The following is a 24,303-nucleotide window of genomic DNA, read 5'->3' on the forward strand; positions in this document are numbered from 1 at the left end:
GAGGAGGTCCTCCAGCGGGCCGCCGCGGCGGCACCCGCGTGGGCCGCGACGCCGGCGGACGCCCGTGCGCGAGCGCTCGTCGCCGTCGCCGACGCCCTGCAGGCCCACGCGGACGAGCTCGTCCCCGTCGGCATGCAGGAGACGGGTCTCGCCGAGGCCCGGCTCCGCGGCGAGCTCCTCCGCACCGCCGTGCAGCTGCGGCTCTTCGCGGAGACGATCGTCGACGGCTCCTACCTCGACGTCCGGATCGACGAGGCCGACCCGGACTTCGCGCTCGGCGCGCGCCCGGAACTCCGCCGCGTCCTCGTGCCGCTCGGCCCGGTCCTGAACTTCGCGGCGAGCAACTTCCCGTTCGCCTTCTCCGTCGCCGGTGGTGACACCGCGTCGATCCTCGCGGCTGGATGCCCGGTGATCCTCAAGGTGCACGACGGCCACCCGCGGCTCTCGCTCGCGACAGCGGCCGTCGTCGAGGCCGCGCTCCGCGCGTCCGGGGCTCCTGACGGCGTCTTCCAGTCGATCATCGGCCAGGAGGCCGGCGTCGTCGCCCTGCAGGACGAGCGCGTCCGGGCCGGTTCCTTCACGGGCTCCCTCCGGGCCGGCCGGATCCTCGCGGACCTCGCGGCGGCACGCCCCGTCCCGATCCCGTTCTTCGGCGAGCTCGGCAGCGTCAACCCCGTGTTCGTGACGCAGACCGCCCTCGACGAGTCCGCAACGGCCATCGCGACGGGATTCGTCACGAGTGTCGCGGGCTCGGCGGGTCAGCTGTGCACGAAGCCCGGCTTCGTCTACCTGCCGGACGGCGCGGGGCTCGACGAGTCGATCCGCGAGGCTGCTGCCGCGGTCCCCGAGCACCGACTCCTGAACGACCGCATCACGGCCGGGTACCAGGCGAGGCGCGACACGATCCTCGGCACCGACGGCGTGCGGGTCATCGCCGAGGGTTCGTTGCGGGTCGACGAGGACGGCGACGGCTGGGCGACCCCCACGATCGTCGCGGTCTCAATCGACGCGCTGCGGGCCGGTCGGGACGCCCTGCTCGACGAGGCCTTCGGTCCGTTGTCGATCCTTGTCGAGGTCCCGGCCGGTACGGCGTTCGCACCGCTCGTGCCGGAGTTCTGCGAGGGCAACCTGACGGCCACCCTGCACGCCGGTGCCGACGAGACGAGCGACGACCTCGTGGAGCTCGTCCAGCAGCTCTCGGCGCACGCCGGCCGGGTGCTGTTCGGCGGTTGGCCCACCGGGGTCGCGGTCACGCCCGCCATGCAGCACGGCGGACCGTGGCCGGCGACGACGAACGACTCGAGCACCTCGGTGGGGACTGCCGCGATCACCCGCTTCCTGCGGCCGGTCGCGTTCCAGAACATGCCGGACCGGTTCCTGCCGGAGGTGCTGCGGTCGTCGGCCGCGGGTGTCCCGCGCACGGTCGCACCCGCGGGCGAGTCGACGCACTGGGGCGAGGCGGCTCAGCGCTGACGCGCGGCCGGCCGGGCTTCCGGACGGCGAGGCGTCAGATGGCGCCCTCGACCGTCGCGCCGACTTCGTCGTCCTCCTCATCGCCGGGGAGCGGCGGGTCGTAGGCCCAGCTCGGCGCGAGCGCCTTGATGCGGGCACCGCGCCACTGCCACGTCGCCCACAGCGGGTACCAGTAGAGCGGGGCGATCGCGCCGGTGATCACGAGTCGGTCGCGGTACAGGGTCTTCGTCGGGTCGTGCTTGTCGCGGGCGACCGCCATCTGGTGGTCCCACCCGGCGAGCTTGCTGAGCGGCCCGCTGACCGGGTCGCCCTGGTCGTGGAGGATGCGGGTGCCGTCGCGGCGCTCGATGAACTCGAGGTCGATGATCTGGTCGCCGACCGGGATCGCGCCGGCGGCCTTCACGCGGACGCGGTGCGCTCCCGGCTCCCAGATGGTCGGGAACCCGTCGGCGTCGAGCGCCTCGAGTCCCATGACGGGGCTGTAGAGCTCCCGCAGGACGGCCGGGGAGCGGAGTGCCCGCCAGGCGACGTCGACATCACAGTCCAGGACGAGTTTCAGCATCACGCGCATGCCTCAGTGTCGCATGTGCGGCTCGGCGGCTGCAGGGGGTGCGCCGGTAGGGAAGACTGTGCCTATGGCGATCCGGTACTGGCTGGGCGTGATCCAGCGGGATCACGTCGTCCTCGGCGTCCGGCAGGGCTTCGTGCAGATCAACCACGGGCAGCGCGGCGGGCTCGACCAGATGCGCGAGTCCGACGGCTTCGTGTACTACTCACCGCGGGTCAGCACCCCTGACGGCGAGCCGCTCAAGGCGTTCACCGCGATCGGGCGGGTCTCCGACGACACCGTCTACCAGGCGGCCGTGCCGCGACCGGACGGTGCCGATTGGCGACCCTGGCGGCGGAGTGTCGACTGGTACCCGGACGCGGTCGAGGCACCCATCCGTCCGATGCTCGCGCTCCTCGACTTCACGAGCTTCACCCGGAACTGGGGTGTCCAGCTCCGCCGGGGCTTCCTCGAGCTCAGTCGTCACGACTTCGAGCTCATCCGCAACGAGATGCGTCCGCCCCACCCCGACGACCGTCGTTTCCCCACCGCCTCCCGCTGACCCCCTGCCCTTGCGCCAGCGCGGTGCGCTGACGTCACCGCGGGTCTGGCGCGTGAGCGCGCCCCTCCGGAGGCCCGCGCTCACGTCCGATGACCCGCGCTCGCGTCAGCGCACCGCGCTGGCGCCCACCCCCCACGGAGGTCTTCGGGCGCAACAGTCGTGGGGTGGGTGGGTGCGCGTGGATACGATGAACGGGTGAGTATCGCAGCCACCACACCGCCGCCCGTCCACCCGCCGTTCGCCCAGACCAAGTACCAGGTCAGGTTCGACTGGGGCGTCGCAGGAGCCGGGCGGGTCGAGACGGCGGACGTCGCGGTCGTCGTGGACGTGCTCCACGCGACGACCTCCGTCGAGCAGCGCGTGAGCGACGGGGAGGCCGTCGCCGTCGCCGAGCTGGACGACCGCGGTGAGACGGCGCAGATCGCCACGCTGCTCGCCGACGCGGGGGCGACGGTCGTCGCCGGGTGCCTGCGCAACCGGTCGGCGGTCGCGGACTGGATCATCGCGAAGCAGGCCGAGCTCGGACGGCGTACGAGCATCGTCGTCATCGCGGTCGGTGAACTCGACGACACGGCCGAGACCCGGTTCGCCGTCGAGGACCTCTTCGGGGCCGGTGCCGTGATCGAGGCGCTGGGACTCCGCGGTATCGACTTCACCTCACCGGAGGCCGCCGCCGCTGCCGCCGCGTACGAGGGCCTGCGCAACGGCGTCGGGCACCTGCTGTCCGCGTCCGCCACCGCCCAGCAGCTCGCGCAGGCGGGTGCCACACAGCACGTCCAGGCGGCACGCGAGGTCGACGTGTCAAGCGTCGTCCCGGTCCTGGACGGAGCCGTGTTCCGGGCGTAGTCTCAGCGCATGCGCGCACTCCTCGGAACCACCGTCCTCGCCGAAGCCCCCGAATCGGAGCTCATCAAGATCGAGGGCAACTGGTACTTCCCGCCGTCGAGCCTCAACCGCGAGCGCTTCGTCGAGACCGACACCCAGTACCACTGCCCGTGGAAGGGCGACGCCCAGTACTGGGGCATCACCGACGGCGGCGAGGTCAAGCCCGATGTGGCCTGGTCGTACCCGACCCCGTATCCGACCGCGTTCGACCGGGTCGGCAAGGACTTCTCCGGCTACGTCGCCTTCGGGAACGAGGTCGAGGTCGTCGACTGATGGCCGACTGGGGCGACCGCCCGCAGCCGCCTGAGCGCGGGGGCGAGCGCGAGACGATCGAGGGTTTCCTCGATCTGCAGCGCGCGAGCATCGTCTGGAAGGCACGCGGACTCACCGACGAGCTCGCGGCCAAGCGACTGTTGCCGAGCATCACGACCGTCTCGGGCGTCATCCGACACCTCGCCGATGTCGAGCGCAGCTGGTTCCGCGAGGACATGGACGGGCAGTCGGACGTCCCGGCGCGGTGGACCGACGAGGACCCGGACGGCGAATGGCGCGTGACGGCCGACGACAGCCTGGCCGAGATCATCGCGGACTACGAGGCGGCCTGTGCGGAGTCCCGCGAGGTGGCGTCGCGGTATCAGCTCGACGATGTCTGCCTCGGCAACGACCAGCGGTTCACGCTGCGGTGGATCGAGCTCCACATGATCGAGGAGACGGCCCGGCACCTCGGGCACATCGACGTCCTCCGCGAACAGCTCGACGGCCGCACCGGCGAGTAGCGCCGAGGCCGTCGAGCGTGCGGAGCGTCAGGCGCGCACGATCGCTGCGCGGTCGCGTCCCCGCGAGACGCGGACGGCCACGGTGATGACGGCCACCACGACCGCGACGACCAGCGCCGTGACCCCGGCTTCGGTCGACAGCAGTTCGCCGGTGAAGCGGCCCACGGCCACCCACGCGAGCCCCCAGCAGAGCGACAGCATGGGGGCGATCCGTCCACGACCGACGACCGCGAGCAGGATCCCGACCGCTCCGGCGACCGCGAGGACGATGATCGCCCAGACACCGGCGGCCGGACCGTCCGCGCTCCCGATCCCGGATCCGACGAGCGCAGCGGTGATGTTCGCCGCCGTCGCGACACACACCCACCCGAGGTAGAGGCCCATCGTGCCGTCCGTGATGATCGCGTCGACCATGCTGGACGGCTTGGTCCGGAGCACGATCACGAAGATGCGGGCCAGGACACAGAGGAGGGCGATGATCACGAACACGCTCAGGATCAGGAAGCCCGCCTGCACCACGAGGATCCACGCCGCGTTCAGCAGCAGGCTCGCCACGACCCAGTAGCCGAGACGACGGTGGCGCTCACGGGTCGTCTGCGAGGGCAGGAACTGCCAGACCGCGTAGGCGACGAGCCCGAGGTAGATGACGCTCCAGATGGAGAACGCGGGCCCGTCCGGTGCGATCGGCGTCGACGAGGCGCTCAACGCGCCGTTCGCCGCGTTCTGGACCTGCGTCCCCCCGGCTGCTCCCGACCCGATGTAGGAGCCGATGATCGCGAGGACCGCGCTGACGGCGACGGCGATCTGCCGGACGCGGTCCGCGGTGGTGGGTGAATCGGTGCCGGTCATGACGCATGCCTCCAGAATTGTGCAGCTGGCTGATCAATTCAGCGTACGCCACCGTGGAGCACCTCGCAGGGGCTTGCGCCGGTGCCGCGGAACAGCCTGCTCAGATGAGCTTGCGCAGCGTCCGCAGGTTGCGCGTGGTGACGTGCGGCTTGAACCGGGCCTTCGAGGACTCCTTCGCGAAGGCGGTGTCGGTGCTCGACCCCTTCGGAACCTCCCAGTAGAGGACGCCGTCGCCGGATGCGACGCGGTCGGGCTGCTCCCCGGTCTCCGTCGAGAACGCGAGCAGGGCGTCGAGTGAGCCCTGCTCGGAGGAGAACATGACGTACGGCTGGACCTGCTCGGCCTCCGGCCAAGGGTAGGCCTCGATGACGTCGGTGAGTGCGCGCTGATGCGTGAGCACGATCCACGCCTCGTAGCCGAAGGCCTCCGCGAGCGACCGCTCGATGCGCCGTTTCAGCGCACCGCGTGCATCGTCCGCGGTCTCGCCGGGCTCGTGCTCTGGGTCGTCGAAGACGACGTTGCCGCTCGCGAGGACGGTGCGGACTCCCGAGAACCCGGCCGACCGGAACACGTCGGCGAGGTCGGCGGAGCGGATCGTGACGCCGCCGACGTTGACCCCGCGCAGGAGTGCGATCCAGCTGGCGGGAACCGCGCCGCCGGTCATGACCCGATGCCCGGCTCAGGCGAGGTGGAGCCGTCGAACGCGGCCGCCCGACGCCGCATGGCCGGCGTGACCTCCCGGTGCACCCAGCTGAGGAGGAAGCGTTCGTCCCACGAGCGCGAGCACTTGCCGCAGGAGGTCGCCCGGCTCGGGCGCCGGTGCCGGTAGAGGACATGGCCCGAGGGGCAGGTGCCGACCCACGGGGCGAGTTCGTCGGCCGTCTGGCCCTCGTGGAGCCGCGAGCCCTCGTAGCCGATCTCCTCGGCGACCTTGCGCCACTTGGGTCCGTGCCCGGCGCGCGCCCCGGCGAGGGCGTGCGCGACCTCGTGGAGCAGGATCTGGTGGATCTCGTCGTCGTCGTAGCGTGCCGCGAGATAGCGCGAGACGGTGATCCGCTTCGTCGTGAAGTTGCACAGGCCGGCGCGTCGCTTGGCGTTGTCGAAGCCGAAGGTCCAGACCGTCGGGTCGAGGTGCAGCACGATGAGCGCCTGTGCCCACGCCGTGACCCGACTGAGTTCTGCCATGCCTGGATGGTACTCCCGGCGACCGACACCGGACCGCAGGTGCGGGATGACCCACAGGTGTGGCGGTGAGTCCTCAGCGGGCCGCGAGCGGGGCGAGGGGGAGTTCGACGATCCGGTCGTCCTCGGTTCCGGGCGAACCGCGGCCGTCGGTGTTGTTCGTGAGGATCCAGGCGGTCCCCGGCGGGCCGGCCACGACGTCGCGGATCCGTCCGAACTCGCCGACGAGGTAGGGCACCGCGTCGATCACGCCCACGAGCGCGCTGCTCCCCGCCGGCACGTGCACGCCGTCGGTGATGCCGTACAGGCGCTCGCCGCGGAGCGAGGCCATGAAGATCGTGTCGTCGATGATCGCGAGACCGCTCGGGCTCGCGTCCTCCGTGGCCCACTGCGCGACCGGGTCGATCATGCCCTGGGCTCCGGCGACGCCCTCGGCGACCGGCCAGCCGTAGTTGCCACCGGGGGTGATCCGGTTGAGCTCGTCCCAGGTGTTCTGCCCGAACTCGCTCGCCCACAGGCCGCCGTCGCGATCCCACGCGATGCCCTGCGGGTTGCGATGGCCGAGGGAGAAGACGGGCGACCCCGGGAAGGGGTTGTCGCCCGGCACCGTGCCGTCGGGTGTGAGCCGCAGGATCTTCCCGCCGAGGCTGTCCACGTCCTGAGCCAGGCTGCGGTCGCCGGCGTCACCCGCGGTGGCGTAGAGCATGCCGTCCGGTCCGAACGCGATGCGTCCGCCGTTGTGGTTCCCGGCCCGGGGGATGCCGACGAGGACCTCCTCGACGTCGCCCAGCGCGTACGACCCGGCCGCTCCCGTGAGCGGGAACCGCACGATGCGGTTGTCGGACGACGTCGTCAGGTAGGCGTAGAGCCAGGTTCCCGCGGGCTCCGATCCCGCCGGCGTGAGGACGGCGAGGCCGAGCAGCCCGCCCTCGCCTCCCGCGGCCACCCCGGGGACCACGCCGACCTGCCGCACCGCGCCGCCGCTGACGACCTCGAGGACGTCGCCCGCGTCGCGCTGGCTCACCAGCGTGCTGCCCGAGGCGAGTCGGACCATCGACCAGGGCGCGTCGAGGCCGCCGACGACCGTGGTGGCCTCACCGGTCGGGGCGACCGGTCCGGCGGGGACCGCGGATGTAGGCATCGACGCGGACGCGCTCGGCGCGGGGGAAGGTGAAAGGGAGGCCGTACCCGGTGATCGTGGCTCCCCGTCGGTGCAGGCCACGAGCGCCAGGGCGGTGGCGGCGAGCAGGGTGGTGAGCGAGGCGGGCGCACGCAGGCCCCGTCGTCGCGGCGTCTGCGTGGTGGCCATGGTCAGCCCTTCGTCTGGAAGATGCCCTGGGCGGGGTTCGGGGAGGGGACGGCGGTCGTGTCCGTGACGACCTGTGCCCCCGCGATGAAGGCGCGCAGCTCGGCGCCCGCCACCGCCTTGGCGGGGTGGGGTCCGGCCGCGAGGAGCCTCGGCAGGAAGTCGAGTGGGAGGGCGGTGTTCGAACCGACGAGGACGACGTTGCCGAAGCGACGGCCCTTGAGGATCTGCGTCTCCGCGAGGGCGGCGACGTGCGACACGGAGTCGGCGAGCGTCGCGGCCTGTCCGCGGGCGAACGCGAGCCCGCGGCCGTCGGCGACGTTCACGACGATGACGCCGGTCGGCGACAGCAGCTCGACCGCCGAGGCGTAGAACTCCGTGCTCGTGACATGGGCCGGCGTGTTGGCGCCGCTGAAGATGTCGACGACGACGAGGTCGACGGTGCCGCGGAGGCCGGGCGGTAGCTTCGCCACGATCTCGCGGGCGTCGCCGTAGCGGACGCGGATCTGGGCGCGCTTCGACCAGGGGAGGTGCTCGCGCACGAGATCGATGAGTTCGCGCTCGAGTTCGACGACCTGCTGCCGCGAGCCCGGCCTCGTCGCCTCCACGTAGCGGGGGAGGGTGAGCGCGCCGGCACCGAGGTGCACCGCCGTGATCGGCTGACCGGGGTCGGCGATCTCGTCGATGATGTGACCGATCCGCTGGATGTACTCGAAGAAGAGCTCCTCGGGCTGATCGAGGTTGACGTGCGACTGCGGCGTGCCGTCGACCACCAGCTGATAGGTGCCCGGCACGAAGCGGTCGGCCTCGATCCTGGCCAGGTATCCGCTGACGCCGAGTCGTACCTGTGCCTCGTCCATACCCCCACCCTAGACTTTCCCGCAGTGGCGGGAGGCGGAGCGGAAGGGGAGCGGCCGTGGCGCAGGTGGACCTCAACAGCGACCTCGGCGAGGTCTGGCGCGGTGTGCCGACCGCCGACGACGACGCCATGTTCGCCCTGATCACGAGCGCGAACGTCGCTTGCGGCTTCCACGCCGGGGACGACGCGTCCATGCGCGACGCCGTCCGCCGCTCGACGGCCCACGGGGTGTCGCTGGGCGCCCATCCGTCCTACCGGGACGAGGCGGGCTTCGGGCGCCGCGACCAGGACGTACCGGCCGAGGTGCTCGAGGCCGAGGTCCTGGAGCAGCTCCGCGCCCTGCAGCGAGCGGTCGACGAGGTCGGCGAGGCCGACGGGGTCGGCGCACGGCTCGCCTACGTGAAGCCGCACGGTGCCCTCTACAACCGGGTCGCACACGACCGGGTCCAGGCGCGGGCGGTCGTCCGAGCGGTGGTCACGGCCTCCGAGGAGCTCGGGCGGTCACTTCCCGTCCTCGGGATGCCCGGCTCCGTGATCGAACAGGAGCTCCTCGCCGCCGGACTCCGCTTCGTCGCGGAGGCCTTCGTCGACCGCGGCTACCGCTCCGACGGTTCGCTCGTCCCGCGCGACGCGCCCGGGGCATTGGTCACCGATGAGACGGTGGCCGTCCGCCGGGCCGTCTCCCTCGCTCTCGACCGACGCATCACCAGCGTCGACGGTGCCGACGTGGAACTCGACGCGGTCTCGCTCTGCGTGCACGGCGACACCCCGGGGGCCGTGTTGCTCGCCACGGCGGTCAGAGCCGCCCTGCTGGACGCCGGCGTCGAACTGGTCGCGCCGTGGTGACCGCGGACACCTCCACCGGACCCGTGCTCCGAGCGATGGGGGAGGAGGCCGTACTCCTCGAACTCGCATCGCTCGAGGACGTCCTGCTCGTGCACCGGGCGCTCGCCGCTTCACGCCCGGCGGGGTTGGTCGACCTCGTCCCGGCAGCCCGGACCGTGCTCGCCGTGACGGACGCGCGGGGCCCGGCGCTCGCCGCGGTGGGGGCCTGGTTGCTCGCGACCGGGGAACGGGTGCTCGCGCCCGGCGTGGGAAGCTCGACCGGCGCTGTCGACGAGGCGGGGAGACGGTCGGACACCGTCATCCAGGTCCGCTACGACGGCCAGGACCTCGCTGAGACCGCGGCGCTGCTCGGCATGGACGCCGACGGTCTCATCGCCTGGCACACCGGTCGAGCGTGGACCGTCGCCTTCAGCGGCTTCGCGCCGGGGTTCGCCTACCTCGTGCCGGAGCGGGAGGACGAGACGATCGGCCCGCCGCTCGAGATCCCGCGTCTGAGCGTGCCGCGGACGACCGTCCCCGCCGGTTCGGTGGCGCTCGCCGGGACGTTCAGCGGCGTCTACCCGCGAGCCTCCCCGGGCGGGTGGCGCATCATCGGGACGACGGACGCCGTGCTGTGGGACGACGCAGCGGATCCACCAGCCCTCCTCGTCCCCGGCGGTCGGGTCCGGTTCGTGCAGGTCCGCGCGTGATGGGCGGAACGCTGCTCGTGGAGGCTGCTGGACCGGCGACCACCGTGCAGGACCTGGGTCGACCGGGTGCCGCGGCCCTCGGGGTCAGCCCGTCCGGCGCGCTCGACCGCGGTGCCCTGCGCCTCGCCAACCGTCTCGTCGGCAACCCGGAGGGCCGTGCGGCGCTCGAGGTCGTCCTGGGCCCGTTCGTCGCCGTCCCCGACGTCGACCTCTGGATCGCCGTGACCGGCGCGTGGGGTGCGATCACCGTCGACGGCCGAGCGGTCGACGGACACCACGCCGTCCGCGTGGCGGCCGGTTCCCGGCTCGAACTCGGTGCGGCGACGCACGGGCTGCGGTACGTCCTCGCGGTCCGGGGCGGCTTCGACGGTCCGGAACTGCTCGGCTCGCGGTCGACAGACACCCTGGCCGGCCTCGGCCCGGCACCGGTCGTCGGCGGCGATCGACTCGTCGTCCTCCCCACCCCGCGCCGCCGCGTCCCTCCGCTCGACATCGCCCCCTGGACGCGGCCCGACCCCGGGGAGCGGCTCATACGGGTCTCGCCGGGACCCCGCCGGGACTGGTTCGACGCCGCCTCCCTGCAGCGTCTCGTCGAGCAGTCGTGGAGCGTGACGGCCGACGCCGACCGCATCGGGATCCGCCTCGACGGGACGCCGCTCGAGCGACTCGATCCCGGTCGTGAACTGCCGAGTGAGGGCATGGTCGCCGGGGCGGTCCAGGTGCCGCCGAGCGGTCTGCCGACGATCCTGTCGGCCGACCACCCCGTCACCGGCGGGTATCCGGTCATCGCGGTCGTGCGCGCCGCGGACCGCGACCTCCTGGCGCAACTCCGGCCCGGTCAGCGCCTGCGGTTCGGCGCGGGTTGACGGGAACACCGGGGGCGACGCGGCGGTTATACCGGAAAGTCGAAAACTCGTCAAGGAAAGAGTAGACACGCCGCAGATTCCGGCATATAGTTGTTCTTTGCGCTCCCAGAATCTCTATGCCTTCATATTGCGGTCGGCTGGTGTGCGGGTCCAACCCGCCACATGTTCCTTTCTGGTGAGTAACTCCACTGACGACCAGTAACTCGGCCCCCAACAGGCCTCCGGAGGTTATCCCCTTGGCTGCTGCGCGCAACGCAACCACCAACTCACCCAAGAACGGCCGCGGAGCATCCCGCCTCTCGTTCGCGAAGATCACCGACACGCTCACGGTTCCAGACCTCCTGGCTCTGCAGACCGAGAGCTTCGACTGGCTGGTCGGCAACGACGTGTGGAAGGCACGCGTCGAAGAAGCCACCCAGGCCGGCCGACAGGACCTGCCCACGAAGAGCGGCCTCGACGAGATCTTCGAGGAGATCTCGCCCATCGAGGACCTCGGCGAGACGATGCAGCTCTCCTTCGCCAACCCGTACCTCGAGCCCGAGAAGTACTCCATCGACGAGTGCAAGGAACGCGGCAAGACCTACGCGGCCCCGCTCTACGTCGAGGCCGAGTTCATGAACCACCTCACCGGTGAGATCAAGACCCAGACGGTCTTCATGGGCGACTTCCCGCTCATGACCGAGCGCGGTACCTTCATCATCAACGGCACCGAGCGTGTCGTCGTCTCGCAGCTCGTCCGCAGCCCGGGCGTGTACTTCGAGTCGGCTCAGGAGAAGACCTCCGACAAGGACATCTTCTCCGCTCGCGTCATCCCGAGCCGCGGTGCCTGGCTCGAGTTCGAGATCGACAAGCGCGACCAGGTCGGCGTCCGCATCGACCGCAAGCGCAAGCAGTCCGTCACCGTGTTCCTCAAGGCGCTCGGCATGACGAGCGAGGAGATCCTCGAGGAGTTCAAGGGCTACGAGTCGATCGAGCTCACCCTCGAGAAGGACACGATCCTCACCAAGGAGGACGCGCTCCGCGACATCTACCGCAAGCTCCGTCCGGGCGAGCAGGTCGCAGCCGAGGCCGCGCGTGCGCTCCTCGACAACTTCTACTTCAACTCGAAGCGCTACGACCTCGCGAAGGTCGGCCGGTACAAGATCAACAACAAGCTCGGTCTCGACAAGCCGCTCAGCGACTCCGTCCTGACGACCGACGACATCGTCGCCACGATCAAGTACCTCGTCGCCCTGCACCGCGGCACGGCCACCCTCCCGGGTGTCCGCAACGGCAAGCCCGTCGACCTCCGTCTCGACACGGACGACATCGACAACTTCGGCAACCGTCGCATCCGCGCCGTCGGCGAGCTCATCCAGAACCAGGTCCGCACCGGTCTGTCCCGCATGGAGCGCGTCGTCCGCGAGCGCATGACCACGCAGGACATCGAGGCCATCACGCCGCAGACCCTGATCAACGTGCGCCCCGTCGTCGCCGCGATCAAGGAGTTCTTCGGGACCTCGCAGCTGTCGCAGTTCATGGACCAGAACAACCCGCTCGCGGGCCTGACCCACAAGCGTCGCCTCTCGGCGCTCGGCCCCGGTGGTCTCTCGCGTGAGCGTGCAGGCGTCGAGGTGCGAGACGTCCACCCGTCGCACTACGGCCGCATGTGCCCGATCGAGACCCCGGAAGGCCCGAACATCGGCCTCATCGGTTCGCTCGCATCGTTCGCGCGGATCAACTCGTTCGGTTTCATCGAGACCCCGTACCGTCGCGTCGTCGACGGCCGGGTCACCGAGGACATCGACTACCTGACCGCGATGGAAGAGGACAACTACATCGTCGCGCAGGCCAACGCTCCGCTGAAGAGCGACGGCCACTTCCAGGAGGACCGCGTCCTCGCCCGGAAGAAGGGCGGCGAGGTCGACCTCATCCCGTCCGAGGAGATCGGCTACATGGACGTCTCCCCGCGCCAGATGGTGTCGGTCGCGACCTCCCTCATCCCGTTCCTCGAGCACGACGACGCGAACCGCGCACTCATGGGTGCCAACATGCAGCGTCAGGCCGTCCCGCTCCTCATGTCGGACTCGCCGCTCGTCGGTACCGGTATGGAGGGCTACGCAGCCATCGACGCGGGTGACGTCGTCACCGCCGACAAGGCCGGCGTCGTCCAGGAGGTGTCGGCAGAGTCCGTCACCATCCAGCTCGACGAGGGTGGCACGCAGACCTACTACCTGCGCAAGTTCGACCGCTCCAACCAGGGCACGAGCTACAACAACCGCGTCATCGTCTCCGAGGGTGCACGCATCGAGGCCGGCGAAGTCATCGCCGACGGCCCCGCCACGGAGAACGGCGAGCTCGCGCTCGGCAAGAACCTCCTCGTCGCCTTCATGACGTGGGAGGGTCACAACTTCGAGGACGCGATCATCCTCAGCCAGAACCTGGTGAAGGACGACGTCCTCTCCTCGATCCACATCGAGGAGTACGAGGTCGACGCCCGCGACACCAAGCTCGGCAAGGAGGAGATCACCCGTGATCTCCCGAACGTCAGCCCGGAGCTGCTCAAGGACCTCGACGAGCGCGGCATCATCCGCATCGGTGCCGAGGTCCGCCCCGGCGACATCCTCGTCGGCAAGGTCACGCCGAAGGGTGAGACCGAGCTCTCCGCCGAGGAGCGCCTGCTCCGCGCCATCTTCAACGAGAAGAGCCGCGAAGTCCGCGACACCTCGCTGAAGGTTCCCCACGGTGAAGCCGGCACGATCATCGCCGTCAAGGTGTTCGACGCACAGGACGGCGACGACGAGCTCGGCTCGGGCGTCAACCAGCGTGTGGTCGTCTACATCGCCCAGAAGCGCAAGATCACCGAGGGCGACAAGCTCGCCGGCCGTCACGGCAACAAGGGTGTCATCGCGAAGATCCTGCCCGTCGAGGACATGCCGTTCCTCGAGGACGGCACGCCGGTCGACGTCATCCTCAACCCGCTCGGTATCCCCGGTCGAATGAACTTCGGTCAGGTCCTCGAGATCCACCTGGGGTGGATCGCGAAGCAGGGCTGGAACGTCGAGGGCAAGCCCAGCTGGGCCAAGAAGCTCCCGGCTGCCGCGCACTCGGCCGAGCCGAACACCAAGGTCGCGACCCCGGTGTTCGACGGCGCCTCCGAGGAGGAGATCGCCGGTCTGCTCGACTCGACCAACGTCACCCGTGACGGCGACCGCCTCATCGGTTCCTCCGGAAAGGCCCGTCTGTTCGACGGCCGCTCCGGCGAGCCGTTCCCGGCACCGGTCTCGGTCGGCTACATGTACATCCTCAAGCTGCACCACCTCGTGGACGACAAGATCCACGCGCGTTCGACGGGTCCGTACTCGATGATCACGCAGCAGCCGCTCGGTGGTAAGGCTCAGTTCGGTGGACAGCGCTTCGGTGAGATGGAGGTCTGGGCCCTCGAGGCCTATGGAGCCGCGTACGCGCTCCAGGAGCTCCTGACCATCAAGTCCGACGACATCCTCGGCCGCGTCAAGGTGTACGAGGCCATCGTCAAGGGCGAGAACATCCAGGAGCCGGGTATCCCCGAGAGCTTCAAGGTGCTCATCAAGGAGATGCAGTCGCTGTGCTTGAACGTCGAGGTCCTCTCGGCCGACGGCACCGCGGTGAGCCTGCGCGACACCGACGACGACGCGTTCCGCGCCGCCGAGGAGCTCGGGATCAACATTTCCTCCAGGTTCGAGTCGTCGTCCATCGACGAGATCTAAGCCTGACCACTGTAGAGACTGACGAAACCTTTCATAGGAGATACATTGCTCGACGTCACAACTTTTGACGAGCTTCGCATTGGTCTGGCCACCGCAGACGACATCCGTGCCTGGTCGCACGGAGAGGTCAAGAAGCCCGAGACCATCAACTACCGCACCCTCAAGCCCGAGAAGGACGGTCTGTTCGGTGAGCAGATCTTCGGTCCTTCCCGCGACTGGGAGTGCGCCTGCGGCAAGTACAAGCGGGTCCGCTTCAAGGGCATCGTGTGCGAGCGCTGCGGTGTCGAGGTCACGAAGTCGTCGGTGCGCCGTGAGCGCATGGGCCACATCGAACTCGCCGCCCCGGTCACGCACATCTGGTACTTCAAGGGTGTCCCCTCGCGCCTCGGCTACCTGCTGGACATGGCGCCCAAGGACCTCGAGAAGGTCATCTACTTCGCGGCCTACATGGTCATCGATGTGGACGAGGACGCACGTCACCAGGACATGCCCGGCCTTGAGAACGAGCTCCGTCTCGAGATCAAGACGCTCGGCGACCAGCGCGACTCGCGCATCGCAGACCGCCTGAAGAAGCTCGAGGACGACCTCGTCGCCCTCGAGGAGGAAGGCGCCAAGAGCGAGCAGAAGCGTCGCACCAAGGACGCCGCTGAGAAGGAGATGAGCCAGACCCGCAAGTCCTACGACGAGCAGATCGCTCACCTCGAGCGCGTCTGGGAGGACTTCCGCAACCTCAAGGTCGGCGACCTCAAGCCCGAGGACTCCGTGTTCCACGAGCTGCAGGACCGCTTCGGCCTGTACTTCGAGGCCTACATGGGTGCCGAGGCGGTCAAGAAGCGCCTGCTGTCCTTCGACCTCGCGGCCGAGTCCGAGCTGCTCCACCACCAGATCGCGGAGGGCAAGGGTCAGAAGAAGATCCGCGCCATCAAGCGTCTGCGCGTGGTCAACTCGTTCCTCATCACCGGCAACTCGCCGGCCGCGATGGTCCTCGACGTGGTCCCGGTCATCCCGCCGGAGCTCCGCCCGATGGTGCAGCTCGACGGTGGCCGCTTCGCGACCTCCGACCTCAACGACCTCTACCGTCGTGTGATCAACCGCAACAACCGTCTGCGTCGTCTGCTCGACCTCGGGGCTCCCGAGATCATCGTCAACAACGAGAAGCGGATGCTGCAGGAGGCCGTCGACGCACTGTTCGACAACGGTCGTCGTGGTCGCCCCGTCACCGGTACCGGCAACCGTGCCCTGAAGTCCCTCAGCGACATGCTGAAGGGGAAGCAGGGTCGATTCCGCCAGAACCTGCTCGGCAAGCGCGTCGACTACTCGGGCCGTTCGGTCATCATCGTCGGCCCGCAGCTGAAGCTGCACCAGTGTGGTCTGCCCAAGCAGATGGCGCTGGAGCTCTTCAAGCCGTTCGTCATCAAGCGCCTGATCGACCTGAGCCACGCTCAGAACATCAAGGCCGCGAAGCGCATGGTCGAGCGCAGCCGTCCCGAGGTCTGGGACGTGCTGGAGGAGATCATCCGCGAGCGTCCCGTGCTGCTGAACCGTGCGCCAACGCTGCACCGTCTCGGCATCCAGGCGTTCGAGCCTCAGCTCGTCGAGGGCAAGGCCATCCAGCTGCACCCGCTCGTCTGTGCCGCGTTCAACGCGGACTTCGACGGTGACCAGATGGCCGTCCACCTCCCGCTCTCCGTCGAGGCCCAGGCCGAGGCGCGCATCCTGATGCTCGCGTCGAACAACATCCTGAAGCCGTCCGACGGCCGCCCGGTCACCCTGCCCACGCAGGACATGATCATCGGCCTCCACCACCTGACCACCCTCAAGGAGGGTGTCGAGGGTGAGGGCCGTGCCTTCTCGTCCGTCGCCGAGGCCATCCTCGCGAAGGACCAGGGCTCGCTCGACCTCAACGCCAAGGTGCGCATCCGTCTGACCGACGTGACGTTCGCCGAGGGCACGGGTCCCGAGGGCTACGAGGGCTCGGGTGTCGCACTCGTCGAGACGACCCTCGGTCGCGCACTCTTCAACGAGGCGCTGCCGGCGGACTACCCCTACGTGGAAGACGTGGCGGACAAGGGCAAGCTGTCCTCGATCGTCAACGACCTCGCGGAGCGGTACCCGAAGACGGTCGTCGCCGCCACGCTCGACAACATCAAGGACGCCGGTTTCCACTGGGCGACGCGTTCCGGTGTGACCGTTGCGCTCAGCGACGTCCTGACCCCGCCGAACAAGCGCGAGATCGTGCAGGGCTACGAGAAGCAGGCCGCCAAGGTCCAGAGCCAGTTCGACAAGGGTCTGACCACGGATGCCGAGCGTCGTCAGGAGCTCATCAAGATCTGGACGGAGGCCACCGAGAAGGTCGCCGAGGCCATGCGCGCGAACTTCCCGGCGGACAACACCATCAACCGCATGGTGTCGTCGGGTGCTCGTGGTAACTGGCTGCAGATCCGCAACATCGCGGGTATGCGAGGCCTGGTGAACAACCCGAAGGGTGAGATCATCCCTCGCCCGATCATCTCCTCCTACCGTGAGGGCCTGTCGGTCGCGGAGTACTTCATCGCGACCCACGGTGCTCGTAAGGGTCTGGCCGACACGGCGCTCCGTACCGCCGACTCGGGATACCTCACGCGTCGTCTCGTCGACGTCTCGCAGGATGTCATCATCCGCGAAGACGACTGCGGCACGACCAAGGGTCTCGAGCTCGCGATCGCGAACGCCGACAGCTCGGGTGAGCTCGTGCGCGACCCGAACGTGGAGAACTCCGTGTTCGCCCGTTCGCTGGCCGCTGCCGCGGTCAACCCGAAGGGTGAGGTCGTCGCCGAGGCCGGCGAGGACGTCGGTGACGTGCTCATCGACAAGCTCGTCTCCGCGGGTGTCGAGAACATCAAGGTGCGCTCGGTCCTGACCTGCGAGTCGACCGTCGGTGTGTGTGCAGCCTGCTACGGCCGCTCGCTCGCCACGGGCAAGCTCGTCGACATCGGCGAGGCCGTCGGCATCATCGCGGCCCAGTCGATCGGTGAGCCCGGTACCCAGCTGACGATGCGTACCTTCCACACGGGTGGTTCGGCATCGGCGGACGACATCACGCAGGGTCTGCCCCGCGTGCAGGAGCTGTTCGAGGCTCGTACCCCCAAGGGTGCGACCCCGATCGCCGAGGCCGCCGGTCGCATCACGATCGACGAGAACGACAAGGCTCGTAAGGTCATCCTGACGCCCGACAACGGCGACGAGCCGGTCGTCTACCCGGTGCTGAAGCGTGCGGTCCTCCTCGTCGAGGACGGACAGCACGTCGAGCTCGGTCAGAAGATCCACGTCGGTGCGGTCGACCCCAAGGAGGTCCTGCGCGTGCAGGGCGTCCGCGAGGTCCAGAAGCACCTCGTCGGTGGCGTCCAGGGCGTGTACCGCTCGCAGGGTGTCCCGATCCACGACAAGCACATCGAGGTCATCGTGCGCCAGATGCTGCGGAAGGTGACCGTCGTCGACCACGGCGACACCGACCTGCTGCCCGGTGAGCTCGTCGACCGCCTGCGCTACGCCGAGCTCAACCGCTCGGCCGTGTCGGAGGGTCGTCGCACCGCATCGGCTCGCCAGGAGGTCATGGGTATCACCAAGGCGTCCCTCGCGACCGAGTCGTGGCTGTCGGCCGCTTCCTTCCAGGAGACCACGCGTGTCCTCACGCAGGCCGCCATGGAAGGCAAGAGCGACCCGCTGGTCGGCCTCAAGGAGAACGTCATCATCGGTAAGCTCATCCCGGCCGGTACCGGCCTGGCGCGCTACCGCAACGTGACGGTCGAGGCGACCGAGGAGGCGAAGGCGGAGCGTTACCCGAACCGCATCTTCGGTGAGGACGGCGCGTTCAACGAGTCCGACCTGAGCTTCGTCGACTTCGACAGCTTCAGCTCCGACGACTTCACCCCCGGTAACTACAACTAGGGCTGAACGACTCACCCGGAGGGCCCGTCCCGATCGTTTCTCGATCGGGACGGGCCCTCCGTCGTTCGCTCGCCCATTCCTGGGCGAGCGAATGCCCGTTCGCCCCGGAATGGGCGAACGAATCGGGCATCGGTGAGTTGTGTGGCGGGTCTCTGCACGACATGCTGGTCCGATGAGTGATCAGCCCGAGCAGCCCACCGGCCAGTTCCAGCCGCTGGAGCCGGACGCGACCCCGGTGCAGCCGGACGTCCGCTACGGCGCTCCGGCACCCAGGCGGAAGCGCAATCCGGTCGTGATCGGCTTGAGCGTGCTCGCCGGCGTGCTGGCGATCGCGCTCATCGTCGTCATCGGGCTCCTGGTCGTCGGCCCGGGCGGCACCCCCGCCGCCGACTCGACCCGTACACCGAGTGCGACGGCGACCGCCGGCTCCACTCCTGCTCCGACCACGACGGACACCGCTGAGACCCCTGCTGCACCGGTGCGTCCGACCGAATGCACGCAGCTCTTCCCCGCCGACTACATCGACTCACTCACCGCAGACGGCTTCCTCGCCTTGAACCCGGAATGGTCACTGCCGGAACTCGCCACCGACTTCTTCGGTTCGAACGACAGCGCCCTCGTGGCCGTGATCTCGTCGAACACCGACCGTCTGAACTGTGCCCTGGTGAAGGCGAGCGGTGGCGGCGACGTCGGCATCACCACCAATCTCCTCTCCATCGACGCTGCGACCCAGGCGTCGGTGATCGCGCGGATGAACGAGGCAGGCTTCACCTGCTCCGAGGAGACCGGCGGAACGATGTGCTTCACCGAGGTCTCGGAGGACGCCGGAACGTACGGCGAACGTCACTTCGTGCGGGACGGTACCTGGATCGCCACGCGCTGGTCGAACACGAACATCAGCGGCTGGACCCAGGCGATCGTCTCCACGCTCTTCCCCGCCTGACCCCGGCGTCCCGTTCGCAATTCAGGACGGGTCCGGCGCGTCCCGCTCGAACGAGTGTGAGCGGGGCCGACATGCCGATGACGTCCTGAGTTGTGAACCGAGCGGGCGGGCTAGGCGATGCTCCAGTAGTAGACGGAGGCGCCGGGGTGGATGACGGTGATCGCCTCATCCACGGTGCGGTAGTCGGTGTCGTCGGTGTGCCCCGCGTAGTACACCTGGGTGCCGGCGTCGGTGGTCTCGACCTTCGACACGATGCCCGTGTGGTCGCGGTCCCCGCTGTTGTCCCAGTCGAACTGCACGATGTCACCGACCTTGACCTGGTCGCGCTGCGTGTCGTCGAGAGCGGTGGCGAGCTCGGGGTGCTCCTCGACGTAGTTCATGAAGAACGTCGAGCTGACCCAGGCCTTCGAGAAGTCGAAGTCGTCGCCGGTCCCTTCGGCCCACCAGTCCTCGTCCATCGTCCACCCGCGTTCCAGCAGACTCTGGCTGGCGAAGTTCGCGCAGTCGGTGTCGACCAGCGAGCCGTATTCAGCAAGGTTGTAGTCGTTCCAGTGGGTGAACACGTAGGCCATCTGCGCGTCGACGGGGCTCGTGATGTCGTAGCTGTAGCTCAGCGCATCACCGTCGACCCGGAGCTCGTCCGCGTAGACGGCGATACCGACGTCGGCGGGGGAGAAGCCGGTGGCTGCCGGTACGGCGACGGTCACCTCGATGCTCGTCGCCGACAGGATCCGGGCTTCCTGCTCACCGAAGACGACGCGGGTCACACCGTCGACGTCGACACCGCTCACGGTGAGGGTGCTGCCACCCGCGACGGAACCGGTCGTCGCGGAGATCGCGGTGACCGCCGTGGCGTTGACCGTGGAGGCCGGGACCGTGGACGTCGTGTCGTCCACCACCTGCGCGGCCGGCGCGGAGGTGGTCGTGTCGGACTGCTGCAGCGCGATCGGGGTGATGACCGCGGTGGCGAGGAGCAGGACGGCTCCGGCAGCGGTACCGGCGACCACGCGTCGCCCGCGCAGGGGGAGGGCGCGGTAGCGAGCGGAGAGCCGACCGAACGGGGAACGGGCGTCGGCGTGGCGGGCGTGGGGGAGTTGCTCGGGCATGGGGCCTTTCCGGGGGATGCGCCGTGGGGGATCGGCGTCGCGGGATCGGCAGTGATCCGACAGATGTCTGTTAGAACTCCCACTCAACCGCGCGGAGCTGAGGAGACCGTTTCCTCCGGATATGAATCAGACCTGAATCGGGTCGACGGGAGTGAGCGAGTCCCGGCGAGGTTGCCGAGCATCCGTGCCCCGGCTTGCTACCGTGGCGAGCGGAGTGCCGTGAGGGCGCTCCTGAACTGGCTTCCGCCGAAGGAGTACGCGATGAGCACCCAGAACCCCGAGCCCGGATCGCCGACCGACCCGAGCACTCCGGCGGCTGCCCAGACCGCGTCTGGCTCCGCGCGTCCCACGACCGCGTCCGAGCAGCCCGCGGCCGAGCGGCCCGTGGCTGAGCGGGACATCCTCTCCGAGGACACCGTGCAGCAGGACACCATCACCACGGCGGACGGCGTCGGCGCGGACCCGGTCGTCGACGACCGTCGGGTCGCCGACCGCGCCGACACGGCCTCGGACGCCGGGGTGCGCGAGACGCGTCCGTACCAGCCGCACACGCCGCAGCGCGCGTACTCGAACATCGACTTCGATGACGACGACACCGCCGGCACCCCGACGTCGACGGCGACCACCCGGCAGGCCGACACCGGTGCCCACCCGTACCCCGCCGCGGCCTACGAGCCGGTCGCCCGCTCCGGCGCGACCGAGACCGCCACCGCTGCCGAGACCGAACAGCAGCAGGCCTTCCCGCTGTACGTCCAGGCACCCTCCGAGCCGGAGGTCCGCGGCAACCGCGGCTTCGGCATCCTCGTCGGTCTTCTCGGCACCATCATCTTCGCCGGCCTCTACGCGGCGGCCGTCGCGGGCCTCCAGCTGGTGCTGGAAGGCGACGGTACGTTCGTCGAGAACCTCATCCAGATCGCCACCAGCTGGCCGTTCCTCATGGCCGCCGCAGGCTTCTTCCTGGCCTGGGTGGTGACCGCGACCATCGTGAATCGCTCCGGCTGGGTGCACTGGGTGCTCGGTGGCTTCATCATCGGCCTGGTCGTCTTCCTCGCGTGGGTCGGTGGGTTCCTGATCCAGGAGCGCGCTTGGACGCTCAGCATCGACGAGATCCTCGCCGAGGTCACCGGAGTCGCCTTCACCTTCGGGCCGGTCCTCGCCTTCGTCGTCGCCCGCGAGATCCCCGTCTGGTTCGGTGGCTGGATCGCCGCCCGCGGCCGCAAGGTGCGCGAGGCGAACCTCGAGGCGCGTGCCGAGTACGAGCGCGTCCTCGAAGCCGGACCGACGACCGCCCGCTGAGCATGACCGGTGATGCGGACGGAGCACGCGGTCCCTGGTGGATCGCCCCGTTCGCAGCGGTCACCTACGTGGCACTCGTCGTCTGCGCCTTCGGGTTCATCAGCTTGCTGGCAGACCTCGACGTCGTGACCGACCCGGACGCCGGCCCACTGACCGGTCCGCTCATGGTCGTGGTCGCCACGATCGTGGTCCTCTGGGGGATCATCCGTGAGACGCGCCGCACCCCGCTGCGCGTCTCGGCTGGCTCCGCGGTCCTCGCAGGGCTCCTCGCCTGGCTCGCGTACGGCGTGAGCGGCGGCGTGTTCGACGCGATCGCCAGCCGGGACGGAGCGGACGCCGCCGCCTTCGCCGTGACGACACTGACCGGGCCGTTCTCGGTCACCGTCGGTGTGCTGGCGCTCGTCATCGTCCTCGCGGCCGCCGCCGTCGCCACGTCGTCGACCGGGCGGCGTCCGACCCCGCGCTGGCCGTGGGAGCACGACGCGCGGTGAGCCGATGCGACGTCCACCCCGGGCCCGCCCGCGCGGTGCGCTGCTCGACCCTCCCCACGAGGGCGACGGCGTAGGCGATAATCGATCCGTTGCCGTCGTCGGCCGACGGCGCTTGGGGAGGAACCACCGATGAGATCACCCGACCTGACCGACACCGGTCTGGATCTCGACCTCGCGGGGACCGCTGACGACGTCGTCGCGCTCGTCCAACGTGCGGTCGCCGCCTCCGGTGAGGATGCGCAGCAGACCAGGCATTACGTCGCGATCGACGGTGGGACGAGCGCGGACATCCGCCTGCGGGTCGTCTCGGTCGACGATCCGGCTCCGCTGCTCGCATTCGCGATCACGACCGCACCGTCCGCACGGGGAACGGCCGCCGCGACGTTCATCATGCAGCACGGCGTCCAGAAGCGTCGGCGTCAGCGCTCGTTGCTCGGGCAGGAGCCGTTCCTGAGCTTCCTGCGCGCGCTCGCCGAGCTGGTGACCGAGTCCGACCCCGACGCCTCCGCCACCCTGCGGGTGCACGGCGCTCGGACCGTCCTCGCTCCGCGTCCAGCAGCGGCGCCGGGCAGCGCAGAAGTGTCTCCTACGGGTGCATCCGCACACGTCCCGGTCACGGACGGGTCGGTCGCCCCGGGCTGGGCTCCGGCGACGGCCGATGTGTCGACACCGTCCTCTGCCGTATCGACCCCGACGTCCGCCGAGCCGGCTCCGGTCTTTGAGGCTCCGGCTGCCCAGGTGACGGCTCCCGAACGTGCCGTGCCCGAGACTCCGGTCCCTGGGGCCCCGGGGACCGCAGCTCCGGCTCCCGAACCGATGTGGGCTCCCGCGGGGTCCGCGCCTGAACCGACGCCGCTCGTCGTCGAGCCACCCGCTCCTGGGCCGCAGTTCCGTGAGCCACCGGTCGCACCCGCTCAGACGCGCGCTCCGGCCACATCGACGTCCTCGGTCCCGCCGGAGCTGCAGATCACTGTTCCGCCGGGACTGTTCGCCGGTGCGCCGGTATCCCCGGGTGCGCCTGAGCCGAACGTGCCGGGACCGGTCCGGCCAGCAGCGGACACCGTCGTCCCGACACCGGGAGCGGATCTCGGTGCCACCGTCGTCTCAGCGTCGCTGCGAGCGGGGGACTTCGCGCTCGAGCTGCCCGACGGCGAGCGGATCCCGCTCCGCGGGCCGATCCTGCTCGGCCGCAACCCTGCGGCGCGGCCGGAACAGCCCGACGCCGAGCTGCGCTCACTCGTCGACCCGCGCATGTCCGTCTCGAAGACGCACACGGTCGTCGTACCCGGTCGGCGGTCGCTCCGCGTGACGGACCTACACTCCACGAACGGCACGACGATCACGGACGCGTCCGGCGCCGTCACCGTGTGCCAGCCAGGCGAGGCCTACGTCGCGGAAGCCGGGTCGACCATCGGGATCGGCGAGTTCCCGATCCGCGTCGTCGTCGGCTGAGAACGTCGTCGGGCATGGGGAGTGCTCCCCATCGTCGCCTCCCGAGCTCTCGGATACGCTGGTGGCCGGCGGGGCGAAACCCGCTGTCGGTGACTCTCAGACGGTCGCCGATTCAGTGACGACCCAAGGGGAACTATGGCCGGGGATCAGCTCTTCGTCGACGTCGAAGCCATTCGGACGATCGCGTCCGGACTGGAGACGAGCGGATACAGCCTTCCGACCGAGGTTGCCGTCGACCTGAGTGGCAGCTCCAGCTCGAGTGTCTCTGGTGCCGCGGAGAGCTTCGCCATGTGGGCGACGGTGCAGACGATGCTCGCGTCGGGTCAGATCACGAACGCTGCGCAGATCGCCAGGGACGCCGCGGCCACGTGGCAGGAGACCGAGGCACTGCTGGATGAAGGAGCCAACTGATGGGTAACTGGACGAGGGAGGATCCGGGACTCTTCGACGCCGGATCGCTCGGAACGGCCGCGACCGGCCTGCAGACCGTGGAGACGACGCTCGGCGAGGCTCGCACGGT

Annotated in this window: 22 protein-coding genes; 15 read left to right on the forward strand and 7 right to left on the reverse strand. The window is 69.6% G+C overall.

Annotated elements, in window-relative coordinates:
* On the forward strand, positions 1-1,473 hold a 1,473-nt coding region (locus tag IFT89_RS13475), incomplete at its 5' end, for an aldehyde dehydrogenase (NADP(+)) (RefSeq protein WP_202939223.1).
* A gap of 34 nt (positions 1,474-1,507) precedes the next feature.
* Here the strand turns inward: IFT89_RS13475 and IFT89_RS13480 are convergent.
* Positions 1,508-2,035, reverse strand: coding sequence for a hypothetical protein (locus IFT89_RS13480; RefSeq protein ID WP_229940281.1), 528 nt, complete (start codon positions 2,033-2,035; stop codon positions 1,508-1,510).
* A gap of 73 nt (positions 2,036-2,108) precedes the next feature.
* Between IFT89_RS13480 and IFT89_RS13485 the strand changes: the two genes are divergently transcribed.
* The 4 genes from IFT89_RS13485 to IFT89_RS13500 all read left to right on the forward strand — a co-directional run bounded on the left by IFT89_RS13485 (position 2,109) and on the right by IFT89_RS13500 (position 4,243).
* Positions 2,109-2,582 (forward strand): EVE domain-containing protein, encoded by a 474-nt coding sequence (locus IFT89_RS13485; RefSeq protein ID WP_085510217.1) that lies wholly within the window; start codon positions 2,109-2,111, stop codon positions 2,580-2,582.
* 195 nt (positions 2,583-2,777) lie between these two features.
* Positions 2,778-3,428 carry a 2-phosphosulfolactate phosphatase gene (locus IFT89_RS20815; RefSeq protein ID WP_307783514.1) on the forward strand — a complete coding sequence of 217 codons (651 nt, stop codon included), beginning with the start codon at positions 2,778-2,780 and terminating at the stop codon, positions 3,426-3,428.
* Positions 3,429-3,437: 9 nt separating this feature from the next.
* Positions 3,438-3,740, forward strand: coding sequence for a DUF427 domain-containing protein (locus IFT89_RS13495; RefSeq protein ID WP_124768789.1), 303 nt, complete (start codon positions 3,438-3,440; stop codon positions 3,738-3,740).
* Positions 3,740-4,243: a DinB family protein gene (locus IFT89_RS13500; protein WP_159877908.1), complete on the forward strand. Its 504-nt coding sequence runs from the start codon at positions 3,740-3,742 to the stop codon at positions 4,241-4,243. The genes IFT89_RS13495 and IFT89_RS13500 overlap by 1 nt, the downstream gene beginning before the upstream one ends.
* Positions 4,244-4,270: 27 nt before the next feature.
* Here IFT89_RS13500 and IFT89_RS13505 read toward each other — a convergent pair whose 3' ends face one another.
* The 5 genes from IFT89_RS13505 to IFT89_RS13525 form a co-directional block, all read right to left on the reverse strand.
* The gene (locus tag IFT89_RS13505) at positions 4,271-5,092 is read right to left on the reverse strand and encodes a TspO/MBR family protein (protein WP_202939224.1); all 822 of its coding nucleotides are present in this window, start codon (positions 5,090-5,092) and stop codon (positions 4,271-4,273) included.
* Positions 5,093-5,192: 100 nt separating this feature from the next.
* Positions 5,193-5,756: a DUF1697 domain-containing protein gene (locus IFT89_RS13510; RefSeq protein ID WP_202939225.1), complete on the reverse strand. Its 564-nt coding sequence runs from the start codon at positions 5,754-5,756 to the stop codon at positions 5,193-5,195.
* Positions 5,753-6,277 carry a SprT-like domain-containing protein gene (locus IFT89_RS13515; RefSeq protein ID WP_079705233.1) on the reverse strand — a complete coding sequence of 175 codons (525 nt, stop codon included), beginning with the start codon at positions 6,275-6,277 and terminating at the stop codon, positions 5,753-5,755. Before IFT89_RS13515 ends, IFT89_RS13510 begins: the two co-directional genes overlap by 4 nt.
* 73 nt (positions 6,278-6,350) lie before the next feature.
* Positions 6,351-7,583 carry a PQQ-dependent sugar dehydrogenase gene (locus IFT89_RS13520; protein ID WP_202939226.1) on the reverse strand — a complete coding sequence of 411 codons (1,233 nt, stop codon included), beginning with the start codon at positions 7,581-7,583 and terminating at the stop codon, positions 6,351-6,353.
* Positions 7,584-7,585: 2 nt separating this feature from the next.
* Complete coding sequence (locus IFT89_RS13525; RefSeq protein ID WP_071259566.1) at positions 7,586-8,440, reverse strand: spermidine synthase; 855 nt, start codon at positions 8,438-8,440, stop codon at positions 7,586-7,588.
* 56 nt (positions 8,441-8,496) lie between these two features.
* On the opposite strand from IFT89_RS13525, the gene IFT89_RS13530 reads away from it, so the two are divergent.
* From IFT89_RS13530 to IFT89_RS13555, 6 genes are all read left to right on the forward strand, one after another.
* On the forward strand, positions 8,497-9,285 hold the full coding sequence (locus IFT89_RS13530; protein WP_124768793.1) for a LamB/YcsF family protein: 789 nt from the start codon (positions 8,497-8,499) through the stop codon (positions 9,283-9,285).
* A complete protein-coding gene (locus tag IFT89_RS13535; protein WP_307783515.1) occupies positions 9,282-9,974 on the forward strand; it encodes a 5-oxoprolinase subunit B family protein in 693 nt (230 codons plus the stop codon). Before IFT89_RS13530 ends, IFT89_RS13535 begins: the two co-directional genes overlap by 4 nt.
* Positions 9,974-10,840, forward strand: coding sequence for a biotin-dependent carboxyltransferase family protein (locus IFT89_RS13540; RefSeq protein ID WP_124768794.1), 867 nt, complete (start codon positions 9,974-9,976; stop codon positions 10,838-10,840). Before IFT89_RS13535 ends, IFT89_RS13540 begins: the two co-directional genes overlap by 1 nt.
* 236 nt (positions 10,841-11,076) lie before the next feature.
* Positions 11,077-14,568, forward strand: a complete 3,492-nt coding sequence (gene rpoB / locus IFT89_RS13545; protein ID WP_079705237.1) for a DNA-directed RNA polymerase subunit beta — start codon at positions 11,077-11,079, stop codon at positions 14,566-14,568.
* 45 nt (positions 14,569-14,613) lie between these two features.
* Entirely contained in the window at positions 14,614-18,495 is a 3,882-nt protein-coding gene (locus tag IFT89_RS13550) for a DNA-directed RNA polymerase subunit beta' (protein WP_079705238.1), read from the forward strand.
* 172 nt (positions 18,496-18,667) lie between these two features.
* Positions 18,668-19,438: a hypothetical protein gene (locus IFT89_RS13555; protein ID WP_124768796.1), complete on the forward strand. Its 771-nt coding sequence runs from the start codon at positions 18,668-18,670 to the stop codon at positions 19,436-19,438.
* A gap of 110 nt (positions 19,439-19,548) precedes the next feature.
* Here the strand turns inward: IFT89_RS13555 and IFT89_RS13560 are convergent, their stop codons facing one another.
* A complete protein-coding gene (locus IFT89_RS13560) occupies positions 19,549-20,544 on the reverse strand; it encodes an amidase domain-containing protein (protein ID WP_202939227.1) in 996 nt (331 codons plus the stop codon).
* Positions 20,545-20,805: 261 nt separating this feature from the next.
* On the opposite strand from IFT89_RS13560, the gene IFT89_RS13565 reads away from it, so the two are divergent.
* The 4 genes from IFT89_RS13565 (at position 20,806) to IFT89_RS13580 (ending at position 24,194) form a co-directional block, all read left to right on the forward strand.
* Positions 20,806-21,840 (forward strand): hypothetical protein, encoded by a 1,035-nt coding sequence (locus IFT89_RS13565; protein ID WP_202939228.1) that lies wholly within the window; start codon positions 20,806-20,808, stop codon positions 21,838-21,840.
* Between the two features lie 2 nt (positions 21,841-21,842).
* Complete coding sequence (locus IFT89_RS13570; RefSeq protein ID WP_202939229.1) at positions 21,843-22,331, forward strand: DUF6121 family protein; 489 nt, start codon at positions 21,843-21,845, stop codon at positions 22,329-22,331.
* Between the two features lie 129 nt (positions 22,332-22,460).
* Complete coding sequence (locus IFT89_RS13575) at positions 22,461-23,783, forward strand: hypothetical protein (protein ID WP_202939230.1); 1,323 nt, start codon at positions 22,461-22,463, stop codon at positions 23,781-23,783.
* A 135-nt stretch (positions 23,784-23,918) separates the two neighbouring features.
* Complete coding sequence (locus tag IFT89_RS13580) at positions 23,919-24,194, forward strand: hypothetical protein (protein ID WP_085510231.1); 276 nt, start codon at positions 23,919-23,921, stop codon at positions 24,192-24,194.
* Positions 24,195-24,303 lie beyond the last annotated feature (109 nt).

This window comes from Plantibacter sp. CFBP 13570, assembly GCF_014841395.1.
Classification (GTDB): Bacteria; Actinomycetota; Actinomycetes; order Actinomycetales; family Microbacteriaceae; genus Plantibacter; species Plantibacter auratus.

Coding starts and splice junctions, on each gene's coding strand:
- IFT89_RS13480 (WP_229940281.1), bottom strand. CDS start 2,035: ATGCTGAAACTCGTCCTGGACTGTGATGTCGACGTCGCCTGGCGGGCA.
- IFT89_RS13485 (WP_085510217.1), top strand. CDS start 2,109: ATGGCGATCCGGTACTGGCTGGGCGTGATCCAGCGGGATCACGTCGTC.
- IFT89_RS13495 (WP_124768789.1), top strand. CDS start 3,438: ATGCGCGCACTCCTCGGAACCACCGTCCTCGCCGAAGCCCCCGAATCG.
- IFT89_RS13500 (WP_159877908.1), top strand. CDS start 3,740: ATGGCCGACTGGGGCGACCGCCCGCAGCCGCCTGAGCGCGGGGGCGAG.
- IFT89_RS13505 (WP_202939224.1), bottom strand. CDS start 5,092: ATGACCGGCACCGATTCACCCACCACCGCGGACCGCGTCCGGCAGATC.
- IFT89_RS13510 (WP_202939225.1), bottom strand. CDS start 5,756: ATGACCGGCGGCGCGGTTCCCGCCAGCTGGATCGCACTCCTGCGCGGG.
- IFT89_RS13515 (WP_079705233.1), bottom strand. CDS start 6,277: ATGGCAGAACTCAGTCGGGTCACGGCGTGGGCACAGGCGCTCATCGTG.
- IFT89_RS13520 (WP_202939226.1), bottom strand. CDS start 7,583: ATGGCCACCACGCAGACGCCGCGACGACGGGGCCTGCGTGCGCCCGCC.
- IFT89_RS13525 (WP_071259566.1), bottom strand. CDS start 8,440: ATGGACGAGGCACAGGTACGACTCGGCGTCAGCGGATACCTGGCCAGG.
- IFT89_RS13540 (WP_124768794.1), top strand. CDS start 9,974: ATGGGCGGAACGCTGCTCGTGGAGGCTGCTGGACCGGCGACCACCGTG.
- IFT89_RS13555 (WP_124768796.1), top strand. CDS start 18,668: ATGAGTGATCAGCCCGAGCAGCCCACCGGCCAGTTCCAGCCGCTGGAG.
- IFT89_RS13560 (WP_202939227.1), bottom strand. CDS start 20,544: ATGCCCGAGCAACTCCCCCACGCCCGCCACGCCGACGCCCGTTCCCCG.
- IFT89_RS13565 (WP_202939228.1), top strand. CDS start 20,806: ATGAGCACCCAGAACCCCGAGCCCGGATCGCCGACCGACCCGAGCACT.
- IFT89_RS13570 (WP_202939229.1), top strand. CDS start 21,843: ATGACCGGTGATGCGGACGGAGCACGCGGTCCCTGGTGGATCGCCCCG.
- IFT89_RS13575 (WP_202939230.1), top strand. CDS start 22,461: ATGAGATCACCCGACCTGACCGACACCGGTCTGGATCTCGACCTCGCG.
- IFT89_RS13580 (WP_085510231.1), top strand. CDS start 23,919: ATGGCCGGGGATCAGCTCTTCGTCGACGTCGAAGCCATTCGGACGATC.